Annotated in this window: 16 protein-coding genes and 1 pseudogene; all 17 read right to left on the bottom strand. The window is 31.4% G+C overall.

Annotation, left to right across the window (positions count from 1 at the left end):
* Positions 1 to 1,269 carry a glycosyltransferase family 4 protein gene (locus tag ETB99_RS06085; RefSeq protein ID WP_171700186.1) on the bottom strand — a complete coding sequence of 423 codons (1,269 nt, stop codon included), beginning with the start codon at positions 1,267 to 1,269 and terminating at the stop codon, positions 1 to 3.
* 19 nt (positions 1,270 to 1,288) lie between these two features.
* A complete protein-coding gene (locus ETB99_RS06080; RefSeq protein WP_171700185.1) occupies positions 1,289 to 2,392 on the bottom strand; it encodes a glycosyltransferase family 4 protein in 1,104 nt (367 codons plus the stop codon).
* 423 nt (positions 2,393 to 2,815) lie between these two features.
* Positions 2,816 to 3,981: pseudogene (locus tag ETB99_RS06075) on the bottom strand (IS256 family transposase).
* A 95-nt stretch (positions 3,982 to 4,076) separates the two neighbouring features.
* Complete coding sequence (locus tag ETB99_RS15245; protein ID WP_171700184.1) at positions 4,077 to 5,432, bottom strand: DUF6418 domain-containing protein; 1,356 nt, start codon at positions 5,430 to 5,432, stop codon at positions 4,077 to 4,079.
* Positions 5,433 to 5,440: 8 nt separating this feature from the next.
* Entirely contained in the window at positions 5,441 to 6,268 is an 828-nt protein-coding gene (locus ETB99_RS06065; RefSeq protein ID WP_171700183.1) for a glycosyltransferase family 2 protein, read from the bottom strand.
* 112 nt (positions 6,269 to 6,380) lie between these two features.
* Positions 6,381 to 7,361, bottom strand: coding sequence for a polysialyltransferase family glycosyltransferase (locus ETB99_RS06060; RefSeq protein ID WP_171700182.1), 981 nt, complete (start codon positions 7,359 to 7,361; stop codon positions 6,381 to 6,383).
* Between the two features lie 110 nt (positions 7,362 to 7,471).
* Positions 7,472 to 8,758: a lipopolysaccharide biosynthesis protein gene (locus ETB99_RS06055; protein ID WP_171700181.1), complete on the bottom strand. Its 1,287-nt coding sequence runs from the start codon at positions 8,756 to 8,758 to the stop codon at positions 7,472 to 7,474.
* Between the two features lie 12 nt (positions 8,759 to 8,770).
* A complete protein-coding gene (gene pseI / locus ETB99_RS06050; protein WP_171700180.1) occupies positions 8,771 to 9,829 on the bottom strand; it encodes a pseudaminic acid synthase in 1,059 nt (352 codons plus the stop codon).
* Complete coding sequence (gene pseH, locus ETB99_RS06045) at positions 9,826 to 10,395, bottom strand: UDP-4-amino-4,6-dideoxy-N-acetyl-beta-L-altrosamine N-acetyltransferase (RefSeq protein WP_171700179.1); 570 nt, start codon at positions 10,393 to 10,395, stop codon at positions 9,826 to 9,828. Before pseH ends, pseI begins: the two co-directional genes overlap by 4 nt.
* On the bottom strand, positions 10,392 to 11,483 hold the full coding sequence (gene pseG / locus ETB99_RS06040) for a UDP-2,4-diacetamido-2,4,6-trideoxy-beta-L-altropyranose hydrolase (protein ID WP_171700178.1): 1,092 nt from the start codon (positions 11,481 to 11,483) through the stop codon (positions 10,392 to 10,394). Before pseG ends, pseH begins: the two co-directional genes overlap by 4 nt.
* A gap of 320 nt (positions 11,484 to 11,803) precedes the next feature.
* Positions 11,804 to 12,523, bottom strand: coding sequence for an acylneuraminate cytidylyltransferase family protein (locus ETB99_RS06035; protein ID WP_171700177.1), 720 nt, complete (start codon positions 12,521 to 12,523; stop codon positions 11,804 to 11,806).
* A complete protein-coding gene (locus tag ETB99_RS06030; RefSeq protein WP_171700176.1) occupies positions 12,501 to 13,262 on the bottom strand; it encodes an SDR family oxidoreductase in 762 nt (253 codons plus the stop codon). Before ETB99_RS06030 ends, ETB99_RS06035 begins: the two co-directional genes overlap by 23 nt.
* A 1-nt stretch (position 13,263) precedes the next feature.
* Positions 13,264 to 14,154, bottom strand: coding sequence for a Gfo/Idh/MocA family oxidoreductase (locus tag ETB99_RS06025; RefSeq protein ID WP_171700175.1), 891 nt, complete (start codon positions 14,152 to 14,154; stop codon positions 13,264 to 13,266).
* Positions 14,151 to 15,032 carry an aldo/keto reductase gene (locus ETB99_RS06020; protein ID WP_171700174.1) on the bottom strand — a complete coding sequence of 294 codons (882 nt, stop codon included), beginning with the start codon at positions 15,030 to 15,032 and terminating at the stop codon, positions 14,151 to 14,153. Before ETB99_RS06020 ends, ETB99_RS06025 begins: the two co-directional genes overlap by 4 nt.
* A gap of 44 nt (positions 15,033 to 15,076) precedes the next feature.
* Positions 15,077 to 16,261 (bottom strand): UDP-4-amino-4,6-dideoxy-N-acetyl-beta-L-altrosamine transaminase, encoded by a 1,185-nt coding sequence (gene pseC / locus ETB99_RS06015; RefSeq protein ID WP_171700173.1) that lies wholly within the window; start codon positions 16,259 to 16,261, stop codon positions 15,077 to 15,079.
* A 38-nt stretch (positions 16,262 to 16,299) separates the two neighbouring features.
* A complete protein-coding gene (gene pseB, locus ETB99_RS06010; RefSeq protein ID WP_171700172.1) occupies positions 16,300 to 17,274 on the bottom strand; it encodes a UDP-N-acetylglucosamine 4,6-dehydratase (inverting) in 975 nt (324 codons plus the stop codon).
* Between the two features lie 373 nt (positions 17,275 to 17,647).
* Positions 17,648 to 18,328 (bottom strand): sugar transferase, encoded by a 681-nt coding sequence (locus ETB99_RS06005; protein WP_171700171.1) that lies wholly within the window; start codon positions 18,326 to 18,328, stop codon positions 17,648 to 17,650.
* Positions 18,329 to 18,349: the final 21 nt, after the last annotated feature.

The raw sequence follows: 18,349 nt of genomic DNA, 5'->3' as shown, positions 1-18,349 counted from the left end.
TTATTTGCCTCCAATTTTAAATATATCTTTATAAGTATCATACACAGCTTCTTTTGAATAGTTTTCCATATATTTTTTAAATAGAGTTTTTGATATTTTATTATTATAATCAATATTTGTTAACTTTTTCATATGTTGACTATATTTCTTAATGTCATTCTCAACTATACATCCCTCTGCTTCAATATCTATACCTTCTATACCAAAATCAGTGCAAATAACCGGTAAACCATATGAAAAAGCTTCCAATGTTTTTAATTTAACCCCACTTCCAAATAATAAAGGAACAATCATTGCACACGCACTATTAAAAACCTCTTCTAAATTATCTATAAATCCCATTAAAATTATATTATTAGAATATTTAATAGCTAATTTTTTTAAAGTATCACTAGGATTTCTGCCAATAATTTTTAATTTCAAATCTGGGATTTCTTTCAAAATACTCGGGAAATTTTCATTAATAAAATTACATATAGCTACATCATTATGAGGAATATTAAGAGATCCTAAAAAAATAAAATCTGGTGCTCCTCTATAATTTCTGTTATAACGATTTTTAGAACCGGGTAACAATGGGGGAATAGCATATATATTACTATTTCCTGTCCGGCTCTTTAAAATCTCTACCTCCTTTTTGCTTATTAACAAACTAATATCTACCTTATTAACTATCTTATTTTCTCTATCCATAATTAGATTTCTTTCGTATGATAATAAAAATCTATTAAATAAATTAAATCTTACTATTTTTTGAAAAGGTTTAGGTATAAACTTTTTAAAATTCCCTAAGGGATTCAAATCTATATTTCCTAACTTATCTAAAACATCTATCATCTCTTGATACCTAATAGAAAACAAATCATCCAAATAGATTATTTCTTTTACATTTTGTAAATTATTGTCTTCAAACATTTGAAAAATTCTTAATGTATCATAAATCACTAAATCAATTTTTTCTTTCTTAATATATTTTATCACTATATTTTTTAAATGTTTACTATAAGTAAATGACTCCTGAAGACTAAATTTTCTTGTAAGTATTGTTCTACTTATAACATTTTTTATCTGTTCGAATGTTTTTGGTTTATTCACTTGTAACAAATTAATATCGTAAACATTTTCTATTTTGTCATCATCTAAAAGTACATAAGTAATCTTATCAGCACCATAAAATTCTATAAAATATTCAAGAATACTAGATAAAATTATTTTTTTTCCATTATCTTTAGGGTACGGATAAACAGTTGATATAATCATGACTTTCATTGAAATCTACTCCTAAGTCTTAAATTATTGAGCCATTAATAATTAAGTTATAAAGCTTTTTGGCATACACTTCACTACTAAATATATTCGATACAGATTTTTGCTTTAACTGTAGTCTATTTCTCATTTCTTTATCAGTAATATTCTCCAAAGCTTTAGAAATTTCATCTATGTCATAGGGGTTTACTAACAATGAGGAACCCATAGAAATTTCGCTCATGGGCTCTATATCAGAAGTAATAACTGGGCAATTGAATTTAATCGCTTCAACAATCGGTAATCCATACCCTTCATTTAGACTAGGGAAAATTAGTGCGCACGCATTTTTATATAAAGATGCCATTTCAAGATCAGTAATCCAATCCAAAAACTCTACTCTATCATCTTTGTATAACTCTTGTATCTTCCCTTTTTTCCCCAAACCAACTATTAATAATTTGTAATGTTTGTAAACATTGCTTTTTTTAAACGCTTCTATTACACGAATAGTATTTTTATGAGGACTGCTTCCCCCTACATGTAAAAAATATGGTTCATTAGGAATTATATCTAATACTTTATTTTTACTTCTATAAAAATCATTATAGAATTTATCAACTGTTGAATAAATAACTGTTGATTCTCTATTTATTTTTTGAGCAATTTCCTTTTTTGTTTTGTTACTAACTGAAATAATAGTAGCCTGTTTAGATAGGAATTTCACACAAACTTTCCTGTATATGTTACCTAATTTTTGATACAGATTAGCAGATTTATGATTAGAATCTAAAAACATTAAATCATGAATAGTTACTATCCTTTTTACATTTTTTAAATAGAAATTCATTAATATACTGGAAGTATTATAAGGATGGAATACAACATCTATTTTATATTTCCTGACAGTTATAGGAATTAAACACTGTTCCCAAATTGGTTGAATAGTACCTTTAGAAAATATATAAGTTATATTTTTACCTTGAATTAAATATTCATTATTAATGTCGTCAGGAACTAAAACAAATATTTGAACTTCATTTCTTGGATATAAAGATAAGTTGTATAATAGTTCCTTAATATATCTACCTAAGCCCCTTGGCTTCCTTAAGTAGTATCCATCAATGAGTACTTTTATTTTAGTCATAATAAACCCCTCATTATCTAATTAAACTCTTCTAGATAAAATTTTAATTATATAAAAAACTGTAAAAAACGAACGGATTCCTTCTTGGAACGGAGTAATTATTCTTAATTCGAACCATAAATAATACCACCAACCTTTTTGGATATTTTCATTATCAATATCTGTTCTTCTACAACAATTTTCTTCATACTAAAGTAAAAAACCCCTTCTATTCTTAGATTTAAGGTGTCATTTTTTATACGTTTGATACATTTGTCGGTACCGTCAAGAATTTTGTGTAATGCAAGATGGATAGGGTATCTCTGAAATGGATTTGGAATGGATAGGGAACCGATTTCCTCCCCACAGGAGACTGAATATTCAGTCTCCTGTGGGGAAAGGGAGAATCCCCTTATTTTGTTTATTTTCGTTTACAATATATGGTTAATTGTAACGTTCTTCAAACATTCGTTGAAGGGCTTCATGAGCTTCGGAAAATCCTCGTAACTTTCGCCTCGCCCATTTCTCATTAAAGTCTTGGATCGTCAAATACACGACTTTTTCAGCTGCTTCTAAACTACTCAAACTGTTCATCGGCTTGAGACGTTTCCGAATCTCCTTGATCGTTCGTTCGATGGCATTCGTCGTGTAAATTACACTTCGAATACTGTTTGGATAATTCATAAAGGTGAGGAGGACATCCAACTCATTGGCCCAAGATTGCACTTCTCTTGGGTACTTGCTCGACCATTTCGATTCAAACTGTCGAAACATCTCCAATGCGATCTCTTTACTCGGAGATCGATAAATGAGTTTCAGATCCTCCGCCATTTCGAATTGGTCTTTTTTCCGAACACGGCTGAGGGTGTTACGTACTTTGTGAACGACACAACGCTGTACGTCAGCTTTCGGATAAACCGCCCGAAAGGCTTCCTCCAGCCCCGGAAGACCATCAAATACGCCTAAAAGCACTTCCTTGACTCCTCTTTTGTAGAGCTGTTGGAGAATCTCCCGCCATCCATAGGCGCTTTCTTGTCCTCCCACGAAAAAATCGAGAATTTCGCGATATCCTTCTTCATTTACTCCTAACACCACATAAATGACTTCTTTCTCTACCGTATCGCGGCGAAGTTTCACATACAAACCGTCCAAATATAAGACGGAATAACGCTTGTGTAGTGGACGGTTGCCCATTTTTCGATGTCTTCCTTTACGACATCGGTAATATGGCTGATCGTCGTAGGAGAATAGGTACTTCCTAGAATTCGTTCGATCCACTTGCCAATTTCCCGTGTACTCATGCCGCTTTGATACATCTTGATGATGGCTTCTTCCAGCCAGCCGGTGTGTCGTTGGTAAGGGGCAAACAGCTGCGTTTGAAATTCTCCATTTCGGTCTCTTGGGACCAAAAGTCCTTCAATCCGGCCATATTGTGTATCTAGATTTCGTTGATAGTAGCCGTTTCTCATATTGGATGTGTCCGCTTGTTCGATTTCGAGGAAATTTTTAATTTCTTCCCGCATAATCAGCTCTAATTTTTCTTTCACAAACTGACGAATGGCATTTTCCAGTTGATTTGCCCAGTCGATATTCGATATACTTTTAGACATAGGTAGGGTTCTCCTTTCTCTGGAATGTTTTTCGTCCAATCAGAGAATACCCTACCTTTTTTCTTTTGGTCTAGCAAAATGCTTTACACAAAATTTTATACATCATCCATTTGTCTATTTACTCCCCAAAAAAGAACTCTAATAAGTAACAAAAGAATAACTGAAAATAAAAAGGTTGTATTTATATTTATCGTACCCATCACTAAATAGTAGTTTACATTTACATAAATAATTGATAAAAAAAGCAATGAAGGATATCTCTTTTTCAAATAGCTTAGTAATAATAAATGAATTAGCAAACCGTATAAAAGTCCATGTAGAAATATTATTAGAAAAGCAAGTATATCTCCAAACAAATATATTAATATAGCAGGATACCCCATTGTGAAATTAATACCACTCTCTATGGCCAACCAGCCTTTTTTAGGTGAAATAAGAATCATTAATTGTTGTATTCCCTTAATATTGTTATCATTTCCCTTAATCGACTCAATAGTAGAATAAAATTCTTGTTTAATTGCCTTGATTCTTTCCATATTAGAAACCTGATCATTCAACAAATCTGTTCCCCACCAAACGTGTCCCTGTAATCCTAGAATTCTATATTCTATAGCATTTAGTGTATCTGCTAAACTGAGATTAAACTCCTTTTGATAAACTGATATAGTTCTAATCCCAATAAAAATAAGTATAATAAGCACTATTAAACTATACAAAATAAATCTACTTAATTTTATTTTCTTTAGCATTCTCAAGAATCCAGGATAATTAAATAAAATCCCCGAACAAAAATACATTCCCATTAGGTAAAATGGAGTAAATTTTTCCATCTTCAATATATTTACAATAACCAATAACACTAAAATAACTACTATGGGTTTCTGAAATTCTTTTTTTGTGCTTAATAATCCTAAAATAAATGTAATAGGATATATAAAGGTGTGTATCCACCCCATATATAAATAATTTTTCAATATGGAATAATTAAAATAATTAAATCGTTGTACCTTACCAAAATTTATAAAGTGTGTTATTAGCCCATCCAATAATAAAGTAATACTTACTATTAAACTAAAAATAATTATAAATCTTTCAATTTGTTCAGAATTTATTATTTTTCTGTTTATCACATACTTTAACTTAAACTCAGCTACATAATATTTTTTTCTATAAGGATAAAGAAATTTTAATGATAAAAATGTCCCCAAAGTAAATATTATCAGTAACAATAATAATTTTATGGTAGCACCTGTAAAAAAGGCATATCTATCTTGTTCTGTAATAAATACTGCGTTAGTTTCTATATAAAATACTGATAAAGCAGCCCACAACTGAGGTATATAAAAAGGAATAATTAAATAAATGGATTTTTCTTTTCTAAAAAAATATAAATTCAAAACTATATATGTAATAAAAAGAATAATAGTAATAATATGGAGTATATTAATCACCTTCTTTATTAATTAACTAGACCCTTAAATCTGCCGATAAAGGAATATAAGTAAAATAAAGCTTTTTTGGGTCGTAGACAATAAATTAGCATAGCAATTAGGGGTTTTAATAATGCAATAATAATATACACCTTCCCGTATTGATGTTTTTTTAGTACTTTTATATGTCCCGCTCCATACAAAAGAGCTCTCTTGTATGCTTTTTTATTATAAATATTCACTTTATTAGGATGAATTATTGTAAAGTTTGCATCATAATAACCCTTGTAAGACTTTTTAATTATATTAAGCAAAAAATCCGTCTCCTCGCCAGAACCAAAAATTGTTCCAGATCCTACCCCTAGTCTTTCATCAAATAATGGGATTTTCGTCAAAACCTCTCTTTTTACAAAAATCGTATAAGAAATAGCTGTTTTCCATACATTTTTTTTACTGATTTCTTGAGACTCTGTTAAAAAATTCGCTCCACTTGTTTTGGATTGTTCATCGACAGATCTTCCCGTTAAAAAAACATATTTATTATTATTACTAAAAAAATTTTTTACATATTCCAAAGTATCGGTCTTATATATACAATCATCATCAGGAAATCCTATTATATCTCCTGATACCAATTGAAGGCCAACATTCCTTGCTCTAGAAAGCCCTGGTTTTGATTTTACCAAAATAATATCCAAATCACTATATCGTTTACATATTTTTATAACACGATCGTCTTCATTTTGATCGACCACAATAACTTCGAAATTTTTATAACTTTGCATTATCAAAGAATTAAAAAATTTTTCTAACTCTTTATCTCTATTTTTAGTCGCAACTATTAATGAAATTTTCATATTAACCTCCTTCTTTGATTAAACCTATCAAAAAAACAATTTTTTTATAAGTATTTGAGTAATTCTAGATAAGAAATATATTGAAAAAGTTTCTATTTTAAAGAATCCGGTATCAATCCGGTATCATATTTTCCTTATTTATGATGATACATTTAATATTATATTTTTCAAATTCTTCTTTTTTTTCGTTATTATTATTTATTAAATAAGAAACTACCTCTATGTCATTATTTATGATTTTTGAAGTAATTAGTCCTGTTGAATCTATACCTACAATTTTTTTTGGTTGGAAATACATTAATAATAATTCTAGTGGTAAATCACTGTCTAATATATTTACACCGAATTGTTCATATAATTTCCTTTCGTTCCTAGGGTGTAATTTAAGCTTAACATCACAATTCCCTTGATCTTTAACGATATATTTATAAATATTTAATTGCTGTTCTAAACTCATAATCCCATCTTCATAATAAGGTTGAACAATCACCCAAACTTCATCGATCTTTTTTATATTTCGACTTGAAAGCAGTTTCTTTAGTTCTTCATTTATATAGATTATTTTTTTATATAACGAAATATTAAAATCAATTTTAAAAATTGTGTAGTGAGCTTCGACTAAATTTAATAATTTTTTTAAACCCAAGTCTATTTTGAATATTTTCTTAATATATTTAACACTCTTTCCATCTCTTATTTCCACTAATTTATTTTTTTTTAAAGTTAAATTAAAAACTCCGTCATCAAAGGTATATATATTTCCAGGTTTATAATTTAACAATTGCAAATGCGTATATGACGATGACAAATTTCCACAATAAAAATCCAAGCTTTTGTTAATCCTCGAAAATTTATTTCTAAATGAAGCAAATAATAAAATAAATAATTTATAAATTTTGCTTGAAAAAGGTATTGTTATAATTACCTTATCCCAACTATAAAAATGTAAGCATTGATTAATTCCTTTTGGAATTTTTTTATCTGTTATTACTAAACTTTGGTGAGAATATTTTTTTCTATTTTTATTTGCTATTATACTAGCCTCTAAAACATGTAACGGTGTTTGGCATACATATATTGCACTTTTACTCATATACTTATGTTACCCTCATCTTTCTTTATTGATATTTATTTAATCACTAAATTAGGATATATCACGAAGGGATAAACAAAAGGAATAGTTCCTCTGATTTTCACAAAACTTTATAGTCGCTTCTTCGGAGTGGTATTCGTAAGTTGATTTATAAATTTTAAAAAGAATATATTCATAAATAGAAAATATAGAAAGTAAGCAATTGATGTCCCTATTGCTACTGAAGAGATGTCATTTTTCCATAATAAGAAAAGCAAGCTAATAATAATATTCAATAAGATAATTAATATAAGTATATTTATATATATCTTTTGTTTATATGTAGCATTAAAATAATTAGCTGCAAACCCTACCAATGTTAATGGATATATACCCAATATTAAAATTTGTCCAGCCTTTACTCCTTCTTTATAATCCGGCATAAAATAATTTACAAAAATAGGGAATGAAAAGTATCCTGCTACTACAATTAATCCTACTGTAATGGCTAATATTTTATTTATTTTCCAATAAAGCCTTTTAATTTCATCGTATCTTTCTTTACTTACTAATTCGACAATTTTAGGATATAAGACTTGTCCAACTACTTGCGGTATTAACATCATAGAACTAAATATTAACATCCCCACACCATAATTACCTAAATCTTCTGGTGTCATAAAAATAGTTATAATTAAACGATCACTTGCGATTAATATACTCCAAATTAATCCCACCAATAATATTGGAAAACCCGTCTTGATTAGCTCTTTATACTTATTTAAATCGAATTGAAATTTAAATCCTTGAAAAGATTTCCTTCCAATTATCACTTCAATAATGAGAGCTAATAGCATTCCAATATATAAACCTTCATATCCAATCAAATATATAAACAATAGTGTTATCAATGATTGCGAAATACTTTTTACTGACACTAATTTTGAAGCCATTTTAAAATTTTGTTCTGATTTATAATACATTTCTATATAAGCAGATAAAAAGATAAAAAACGAAATAAAGGATGCTAATAAGAACCCTATTTGATATTCATAGCTAATATCGATAAAAAATAATAAACCACTTATTACCAAAAAAATAACAACTAAAAATAATGGTATAGTAAATATAAAAGATAAAGTTAAATTCTTTATCTCTTGTGCCCTTATATAATCCTTTCTTGCTAAATAGAAAGGGACATCTCTATTCATTGCATTTGCTGTTCCTAACTGAAAAATTGGAACAAAAGAGAACAGCATAGATACAGTTAGCCAGTATCCATACTGCTCAGGACCGAGCATATTTCTTGTTAAAACCCCTACTACAAAAGATAAACCTGCAGATAAGAAAGTAGCTGAACCAAATGAGAAAATATTACCTAGGATATTATTTCCTTTTACTTTGTTTATCAATGACACAGGAAATTCCCCTTATTCTTTAAAAAGTAAATCAAACGATAAAGGAGTCCCAGCTTTTAAATCTTGATTAGCTGTTAATCCAATAATTTTTTCAAAATACTTTGGTTCTAAACCATATCCCGGTCGAATAACTCTAATATTTTCTTTAGTGAATTTTTCTCCAGCTTTAATATCTTTCGCAACATAAATCGATCTTCTAAATTTCAATGATGCTTTCTCTTTCTCAGTTGGTCCATATTTTACTTCCCCTAATGCCTGCCATGCTCTTTCCGTCTCTACTACAAGAGCTTTCATTTCGTCAGGTTCCATTGAAAACGCAGAATCTACCCCACCATCTGCTCTTGATAAGGTAAAGTGTTTTTCAATTACCGTTGCTCCTAACGCAACACTGGCAACAGCCACACCTACTCCCATCGTGTGATCCGATAAACCAACTTGACAGTCAAATAATTCTCTCATATGCGGAATGGTTAGTATATTTGTATTTTCAGGAGAAGCTGGATAGGTGCTTGTACACTTTAAAAGAATCAAATCTTTACAGCCTGCTTCTCTAGCTGCGCGAACCGTTTCGTCTAACTCAGCTACGGTTGCCATTCCAGTTGAAATAATCATTGGTTTACCTGTTGAAGCAACTTTTTTAATAAGTGGAATATCATTATTTTCAAAAGATGCAATCTTATACATTGGCACATCTAATTCTTCTAAAAAGTCTACTGCTGTTTCATCGAAAGGAGTGCTAAAAGGAATCATCCCTAATTCCCGAGCACGATCAAAAATAGGTTTGTGCCATTCCCAAGGAGTATACGCTTGTTGATAAAGTTGATAAAGCGTGTTACCTTTCCATAAACTATCGCTATCTTCAATTTTAAATTCAGGATTTTCCAAATTTAATGTCATTGTATCCGCTGTATATGTTTGAATCTTTAACGCATGTGCTCCAGCCTTGGCAGCCGCTTCTACGATCGCTAGAGCACGTTCTAAGGATTGATTATGGTTGCCAGACATTTCTGCAATAATAAATGGTTTATGATTTGATCCTATTTTTCTTCCTTCGACAACAATTTCGTTCATACTCTCATTCCTTCAATCATATTTTGAATCATATTTTGAATTTTATTTTTTTGTTCTATCCATTCTTTATTAAATAAAGCCATTAATATCACATCTGCATATTTGTTATTTTTAAGGACGTGTTCTCTCAAAACACCTTCTGTTCTAAAACCTAACCGCTGATGATAACGAATGCTTCTTTCATTGAAGCTGATTATCTCAGCACATAATTTACGGATGTTTAACTCTTCAAATATAAAATTTAAGGCTAAGTATCCCATTAAAGTTCCTGAGCCTTTTGGCGCATTTTGATCACCAACATAAAATCCCCAAGAACATTTGCCATTTTTAAAATCTATATTAGTAAAATTCACAACCCCTAACGGAACGTTGTCGAGATAAAATATCTTTACAATTGTTCGCTGATCTTCTTTCACTCTGTCAAACCATTTCCTGTGTTCTTCTAGTGAAATAATTTGATCATGGAACATTACCGATCGAATATGCTCCTGATTTCTCCAATTTAAAACCATTTCTAAATGTGAAGAATTCATATCTTCCAGTCTTGCACGTTCTAATAAGTTCATTTTAGTTCCTCCATGATTGTCTTAACAACTGGATAAGTATTTACAATTTTATGATTGACAAGTTTAGAAGCACGTTCAGATAGTAATTGAACTTTTTTAGGATGCTCGATTAAATCTTTTACAGCCTCAAATATTTGCTCAGATGTAACTTCATGACTAAATCCAAGATTAATGGTCGCACCAAACTTGCTAACGGCGTTTGTTAATTCTACTTGATTATCGGCCACAATAATTGTGATTGATGGCAGTCCTAAATAACATCTTTCCCATGTTGTCGTCCCACCAGCTCCGATTGCTAAATCAGCTTCATTCATCAATTCTGCCATGTTTGGCACTTGGCAATGAAAAAAGAAGTTGGGGTATCGATCACAATATTCTCTAATTTCATCTTTTCTTTTATTAGACGAACCTACAACAACATTTACTTTTATATTATTTTCTAATAAAGCTAATGCATTAAGTGCCTTGATCGTTTCGTTTGTAGGGTCCGTGCCGCCAAAGAAAACAAGGATGTTATGAATTTTCCCATCACGAATGCGTTTCTGACAAGAAGCATCGATAAATTCTTCCCTTAACAATACATAATTTGGTCCTAACAGTTGTTTACATTCAGGAGGAACTAAATTTTTATATCTCTCTTCATAATTTAAATATAAATTTTGATCCAGAAGAAAATCGCAAACATGCTTCCGATTCGCCAAATCATCAATGACCATTAACTTCTTTATAAAAGGTTTAAGAGTAGATTCCCATTTTTCATCTAAACCATAGTGATCTACAACTAAAAGATCTACTGAATGAATATGAGATTTTATTAAACACTGAGCTTCGTGGGCATCTTGTTGCCAATTTTCTTTATACCAGTTAAAAATAACATTATTGTCCCTATCACTAACCATAACTTTAGACAGAATATAAACAGTAAATCCATTATCTTTAATAAAATTGATTAAATCTCCTTCAAGTCTCCTACATATAAAAGAGACGTTAGCTTTCATTTGTTTTAAATGTCTTGCTAATGTTAAACATCTCATTACATGACCAGTTCCAATAGTCACAGATGCGTCAACTCTAAATACAACATTCATTTGAAAACACACCTATTGTTCAGTTTGCTAAGTTATAATTGAGTTAAAATTTGTTTTGCTTAATCCTTTGATTATATTTCAAAAATACATAGTAGCCAATCTTTATACAGATAGCTTTATGTTTCTCTTTCCTGAACATTCGAATACTTATCATAGGAACACCTAAAAAGTTAAACAGGTTAATTACATAAATCTTCACCAAGTTCTCTGCTTATAAAAATATAAAGCGATAATTATTCCCTTTGAATTATGCTAAATTTAAACATCTTGTCACATAGCCCAACCCTATTGAATAGATGGATTAACCTTAATATTCACGTTCACTTTATTTTTTCCATCAAGTATATTGATTTAGCCATTTCTAAATCATCCATATCGTCAATATCAACAGCAGCTTTCCAATTTAATGGATAAAAAATATGGGAATTACCATAAAAAGTTTCTTCCTCTAACAAACGATCTTTATTCGCAATCCATATTGCACCTGTAGGACAGTATAAGTCATCTATATCTTGTGACCTTTTTTTAAAAGCATCTTCAAATAAAGGCTTAGGTTTTAAGTTGCGATCTAGTTTAACTGCCCACCAAGGATTCATCCATCCAAATTTAAAACAACTAATTTGAAATGCATGATTATGCCTTTGGAAATATTCGAAAGACTCAATAATATGCTTACTTTCTCGTAAAGGGCAATTGGGCATCAATTGAACAACAGTTTCATAATCTTCATTATAAAAGTCACACGCTTGTTTTACAGCTGAGATTGTTGCAAGACTAACTGGAGAATGATCATCTTGATATATTTTTCTTAGAAATGGTACTTCCGCACCATAATCTATAGAAACCCTTGCAATTTCCTCATCATCTGTACTTACAATCACTCTGTCAAAAATTTTTGATTCTAAAGCTGCTTTAATCGTCCAAGCGATTAAAGGCTTACCAAAAAAATCAATTATATTTTTCTTAGGGATACGTTTTGAGCCACCTCTAGCAGGAATAATGGCTACTACTTTTTTTTTACCAAACTGACCATCCCCCATCTACAATAAGGTTTTGTCCTGTCATTCCAATCGAATTATCAGAAGCAAGGAAATCAGCTGCACCTATTACCTCATGATCCTTCAACATTCTTCCCATTGGACAAAGACTAGCATATCTTTGTTTAAAACTTTCATCGACTCTCCCTTCTATCCCACCATATGAAATAGCGTTTACTCTAATATTAGGAGCAAGCCGAATAGATAACTCTTTTGTCAAATGTATTTGTGCGGCTTTTGCTACCCCATAATTAATTGGTGACTGATTTTTCGGATCTTCATAAAGGTTAGGATTGGGAGGTACAACACCGTACATTGATGATATATTTATCACACTTTCCAATCTTGAATTTGGATGTTGTGCAATAGCCATAGTTAGCTCATAAGGAACAATAACATCTAATGTAAATTCTCCTATCCAATTTTTTCGACTTACATATCCGTTTTCAATCTTTAGATATTCTAGATTTCTCGCATTATTTATTAATATATTAGGCCATTCGCTATTGTTTTCACACCAACTTATTATTTTATCAGTCGCTTTTTCAGACACCAAATCAACTACTATACTGTACAGATTCTTATTTGAATTAATTTCTTCAAATTCTTTAATAAGAGAATCCGCTTTTTCTTTACTTCTAGAAGTAAATATTACATTATAATTTTTCTTTAAAAAATGTTGAACAAGTTGTTTCCCAACTTTTCCGGTTCCTCCAGTAATCAAAATTGATTTTGAACCCATATCATATTCCTTTCTCTATAATATCTACTACTTGCAAAACAAAGTGTTTATCTAGCGGCTTTTCTTTTCCTTTTATAATATCAATAAAAGTTTGCAGCGATTTTTTAAATGCATAATAGGTATCCTTAAACAATAATTCCTTGTATCCATTCTTCCCAAATAAGCGAATTTGAATAGGACATGAAATGTTCCCTAATGAAGAAAATGTAGTTTGTAATCCACTTTCCCACGTAACTGTAACAACGTTTTTATTTAACGATTTTGACTTGTGTATACTTTTTATATTTCCTTGACATCCTATAATCTTTAACACCGGTTCGATAATATGAACAGCATACTTGTCCCAACTTTTCATAACACAAGCATCTACATATTCTAACGGTCCTATACTTTCAATAACTTCCTGAGAAATAGAAAATTCTTTCGCATAAGCAATAGCAGAACATGTAAAAATTTGTCCGTCATATTTTTCTAATGATAAAATCATTTCAGCTGTTTTTCTATCAATAGCTAATGGCTTATCTATATAGATTGGTAAACCCGCCTCAATAAATGGCTTACTCATTTCATAGTGTAATTCATAATCATCTCTCGCTAACAATATTGCATCTACTTCCCCAATCATATCAACATAATTATCTACAACCTTTTCAATATTAGCTGCATTAGCTATATGTTTTGATAAATCCTTGTTTTGAGTCCATATATGTGTTACTTTACCTTCGCGAATAGCATCTTCAGGAAAATTTTGTTTAGAGAGATATTCTGGAATTACTGGAAAAGGACATTCTTTCATTACACTTTCATTATATCCATTAAAAATAGCGGACCATGAATACGGATGACCATTTCCTTCACTAAGCCCAATAATCCCTAACTTTATCGTTTTCACTTTTTCCATCTCCTAGGATCAATGTATTTATTGTTAGTACATGCAAATCTAGAATAGTCACATTTTCCTCTTTTTCCGTATTCATAGGTTTTTTTAATCTCAATAAGCTGCTCCAAATTATTAACACCAACAATCAAATAATCTATTTCACTAATACTCTTCACAAAATCAATTGCACCATCAAGTAATGTCATATCATTTTTGTGCAACATTTCATGATATTCCCTTAATAATGGAATAATTGGTTCGAAATATTTAGGTACCTTTTCTAAATCCATTAACAATAAACCTTGTAAAAATATTGATCTAGCATATACCTCTACTCCTACTTCCTTCAACTTAGCGAGGTGACCACTTTTTAATAATCGTTGATCTAAAACATTTATAGGTAGTTGAATAATATCAAAAGAGAACAACTCACATAATCTGTCTATTTCTTCACCATCGTAAACAGAGACCCCTATTTTTTCAACAAGATTCATACTTTTTAATTCTATCAGTTTATAATATAATCTTTCTCCATTTTCCTTAAATAAATCATTAACATTATGAAACATAATTCCGTAAACTTTATCTCGTTTCAGCTTATTCAAAGAGTTTTGTATGGTAGTTTCTAATTGTTGAACCTCTTTGTCAGAAATTTTGTCACTTTGAAAAGGGGGAATTTTTGTTATGATTTTAAATTTGTCATTATTTTTTGTTGCTTCACCAATCACCTTTTCGCTTTCTCCATAGGCAGCCGCAGTGTCTAAAATTTTAATTCCTACTGATTCTGCATATTTAATTATTTTAACAACTTCTTCAAAAGGTGTTTTCCCTTCTTTATTGGATATGCCGTAATTAAGGCCAAATTGGACTGTACCTAACGCTAACTTCAATATATTTCCCCCTATTCTTGTTGAATAAAGCAATTAATTAAATTCTAAATTGAATAAAATGAAACAACTCTTTTTACTGCTTCTATTACACTGTTAACATCTTCTTCACTCATCGCAGGAAATAGAGGTAACGTAATCATTTCTTCATACAATTTTTCTGCGTTCGGACAAATTCCTTTTTTGTAACCCAATTGCTGATAATAAGGTTGTAAATGAACAGGAATATAGTGAACATTAACACCGATATTTTGCTGTTGCAGTGCTTCAAAAATTTCTCGTCTTGACGCTGTTAATTTGTCTAATTTTAATCGAATAATATATAGATGCCAGCTTGATTGTCCATCTTCATGTTGGAATGGAGTTATAACTTCATCCATATCTTTGAATGCTTCATTATACATTGCAACATATTTTCGACGAAGCTCAATAAACTTATCAATCTTCTTCAGCTGACTTGTACCTAACGCTGCTTGAATATCGGTCATTCGATAATTGTAGCCAAGAAATTGCATTTCATAATACCAAGGACCATGATATTCATTCAGTTTTTCTTTATTGCGCGTAATCCCATGAGATCTGAATTGTAACAATTTCTCATAGTATTCTTTGTTATTTGTTGTAATAATGCCGCCCTCACCCGATGTAATATGTTTTACTGGGTGAAAGCTGAACATCGTCATATCACTAATGGAGCCGATTTTTCTACCTTTATATGTCGCTCCTAACGCATGAGCAGCGTCTTCAATGACGATAAGATTATGTTTTTTAGCAATTTCTAAAATACGATCTAATTCAACAGGTTGACCTGTAAAATCAACAGGGATAATAGCCTTTGTTTTATTCGTAATCTTTTCTTCAATTTTATCTGGATTAATATTATATGTTTTTTCATCAATATCCGCAAAAACAGGTATTCCACCTTGATAAAGCACACAATTTGCACTTGCTGCAAATGTCATCGGTGTTGTAATCACTTCGTCACCTTCACTAATGCCTGCTGCAAAACAAGCACCATGGAGTGCTGCCGTACCATTTGAAAAAGCAACTGCATATTTAGCACCCACATATTGTGCAACCGCTTGTTCAAATGTTGAGACATACGGACCAGTTGTTAAATAATCTCCTTTTAATACTTCTACAACCGCTTCAATATCATCATCATCAATCCATTGTCTGCCATAAGGTAAATATGATTCTCTAACTGGCTTAAAGTTTATTTTCTTTTCCATTTAATCATCTCCTAAACTAGAAAAGTAGAAGAAATACTTTACATTTCTTCTACTAATGCTCGTAACTCTTCTACTGTTAACCATTCAGTATTTGTATCACTCGTATATTTAAACCCATCTGGAAGAGGCTTTCCGCCTTCAACTGCATCACTTAACCACCAAGGAAATTCCGGTTGGATAATATAATAAGTATCGAATTCTAATGTGCGGCGAGCATCATCTTCAGTAATCATTGCCTCATGAAGTTTTTCACCAGGGCGAATACCAACAATCTCGATTTCACATTCTGGAGCAATTGCTTCTGCCAAATCTACTACTCTCATGCTCGGAATTTTCGGAACAAAGATTTCTCCACCGCGCATGCGTTGTAAGTTATCTAAAACAAATTGTACACCTTGATCAAGAGTAATCCAGAAGCGTGTCATTCTTTCGTCTGTGATTGGTAACTTGCCCATATGACGCATTTTCTTAAAGAAAGGAACCACACTGCCACGGCTGCCGACTACATTTCCATAGCGAACAACCGCAAATCTAGTTTCTTTTTCTCCTACGTATGAATTTGCAGCAACAAATAATTTATCGGAAGCTAACTTTGTCGCACCATAAAGATTAACAGGTGCTGCAGCTTTATCTGTACTTAACGCAATAACTCGTTTAACTCCTCGATCTATCGCGGCTTCAATAACATTTTGTGCACCATAAATATTTGTCTTTATAGCTTCAAACGGGTTATATTCACATGCTCCTACATGTTTTAACGCAGCGGCATGTACAACTACATCAACCCCATCAAACGCGCGATATAAACGATCTTTATCTCGAACATCCCCGATAAAGAAACGTATCCGAGGATCATTGTATTCTTGAGCCATTTCAAATTGTTTCAGCTCGTCACGGCTAAATACTATTACTTTTTTTACATCATAATTCTCTAAGACTTTTCTTACAAATTTCTTACCAAATGAACCCGTGCCACCTGTTACTAAGATCGTTTTACCTGTTAAATCGTACATGTCTCAATACCTCTTTCTTCGTTGTTTAAAATTAATAGGCTCCTCTTTTTAGAAGAACTTCCCATACTGTTTTTATTAGTATAGCTATATCAAATGATAAAAATTGATTTTCTTATATAATATATTTATAACCTGTGATACTAGATAAAATCGAGTAAGCATAAAAATAGACCTTGCCTGCGGATCTCCTATAGAATGAAAGCACAACCAAACACTCGAAAAGAGAATCCTCATGCAAGATTACAACAGACAAAGCGAGAATTCGAAAACAATATGCAGCGATTTTCTTTTATTCTCTTAATACATTATCAATTGGAGAAGTTGATTAGGATCTATTTTTCGCAAGAGACATTCCATAATCCTTTATCCGATTTTAATAAGCACTATTCGGTTTAACCATTATTTTGATAGTTTTAAGTATAATCTTTAAATCGTATAAGAGCGAACGTTCACGAATGTATTTCAAATCCAACTCCACCATTTTCTCAAACCCAACATTGCTTCTCCCACTCACCTGCCACAACCCCGTACACCCTGGGGTCACAAGCAACCGTTGTTTATCGTATTCCGTATACTGCGCTACTTCTCTTGGTAGCGGTGGACGTGGACCGACAAGGCTCATTTCCCCTTTTAATACATTCCATAATTGTGGCAGTTCGTCAATGCTTGTCTTGCGAATAAATTTTCCAACTTTCGTGACGCGTGGGTCGTTTTTCATTTTAAACATGGCACCAGATACTTCGTTGTACTTCAGAAGTTCCTGTAGTTTTGCTTCGGCATCGGTCACCATCGAGCGAAATTTGTACATATAAAACTGTTTTCCGTCTTTTCCAACTCGTATTTGTTTAAAAAACACTGGACCTTTTGGGTCTTCTAGCTTTATGAGAACAGCGACAATAAGAAAGAGCCAAGATAACAAAATTAATCCGATCATGGCTCCGATAATGTCCATTGTTCGTTTAGCAATTAAATAACTTTTTTTATCGTTAACAATCACTTGTTGTGTATATCGTTGTTGGACTTTTATACTGGCAGCATTGCCTGATTGCGCCAACTCCCTTCATCCCCCTTTAAC

Origin of the sequence: Anoxybacillus sp. CHMUD, assembly GCF_013096965.1 — a bacterium.
In the GTDB taxonomy this organism is placed as follows: domain Bacteria; phylum Bacillota; class Bacilli; order Bacillales; family Anoxybacillaceae; genus Anoxybacillus; species Anoxybacillus kestanbolensis_A.
The sequence above is the reverse complement of the archived record's forward strand: the minus strand, read 5'-3'. Positions and strand labels throughout refer to the sequence as shown.

Coding starts and splice junctions, on each gene's coding strand:
- pseI (WP_171700180.1), bottom strand. CDS start 9,829: ATGAACGAAATTGTTGTCGAAGGAAGAAAAATAGGATCAAATCATAAA.
- ETB99_RS06080 (WP_171700185.1), bottom strand. CDS start 2,392: ATGACTAAAATAAAAGTACTCATTGATGGATACTACTTAAGGAAGCCA.
- pseC (WP_171700173.1), bottom strand. CDS start 16,261: ATGGAAAAGAAAATAAACTTTAAGCCAGTTAGAGAATCATATTTACCT.
- ETB99_RS06035 (WP_171700177.1), bottom strand. CDS start 12,523: ATGGGGGATGGTCAGTTTGGTAAAAAAAAAGTAGTAGCCATTATTCCT.
- pseG (WP_171700178.1), bottom strand. CDS start 11,483: ATGAATGTTGTATTTAGAGTTGACGCATCTGTGACTATTGGAACTGGT.
- ETB99_RS06060 (WP_171700182.1), bottom strand. CDS start 7,361: ATGAGTAAAAGTGCAATATATGTATGCCAAACACCGTTACATGTTTTA.
- ETB99_RS06065 (WP_171700183.1), bottom strand. CDS start 6,268: ATGAAAATTTCATTAATAGTTGCGACTAAAAATAGAGATAAAGAGTTA.
- ETB99_RS06085 (WP_171700186.1), bottom strand. CDS start 1,269: ATGAAAGTCATGATTATATCAACTGTTTATCCGTACCCTAAAGATAAT.
- pseB (WP_171700172.1), bottom strand. CDS start 17,274: ATGTACGATTTAACAGGTAAAACGATCTTAGTAACAGGTGGCACGGGT.
- pseH (WP_171700179.1), bottom strand. CDS start 10,395: ATGAACTTATTAGAACGTGCAAGACTGGAAGATATGAATTCTTCACAT.
- ETB99_RS06030 (WP_171700176.1), bottom strand. CDS start 13,262: ATGGGTTCAAAATCAATTTTGATTACTGGAGGAACCGGAAAAGTTGGG.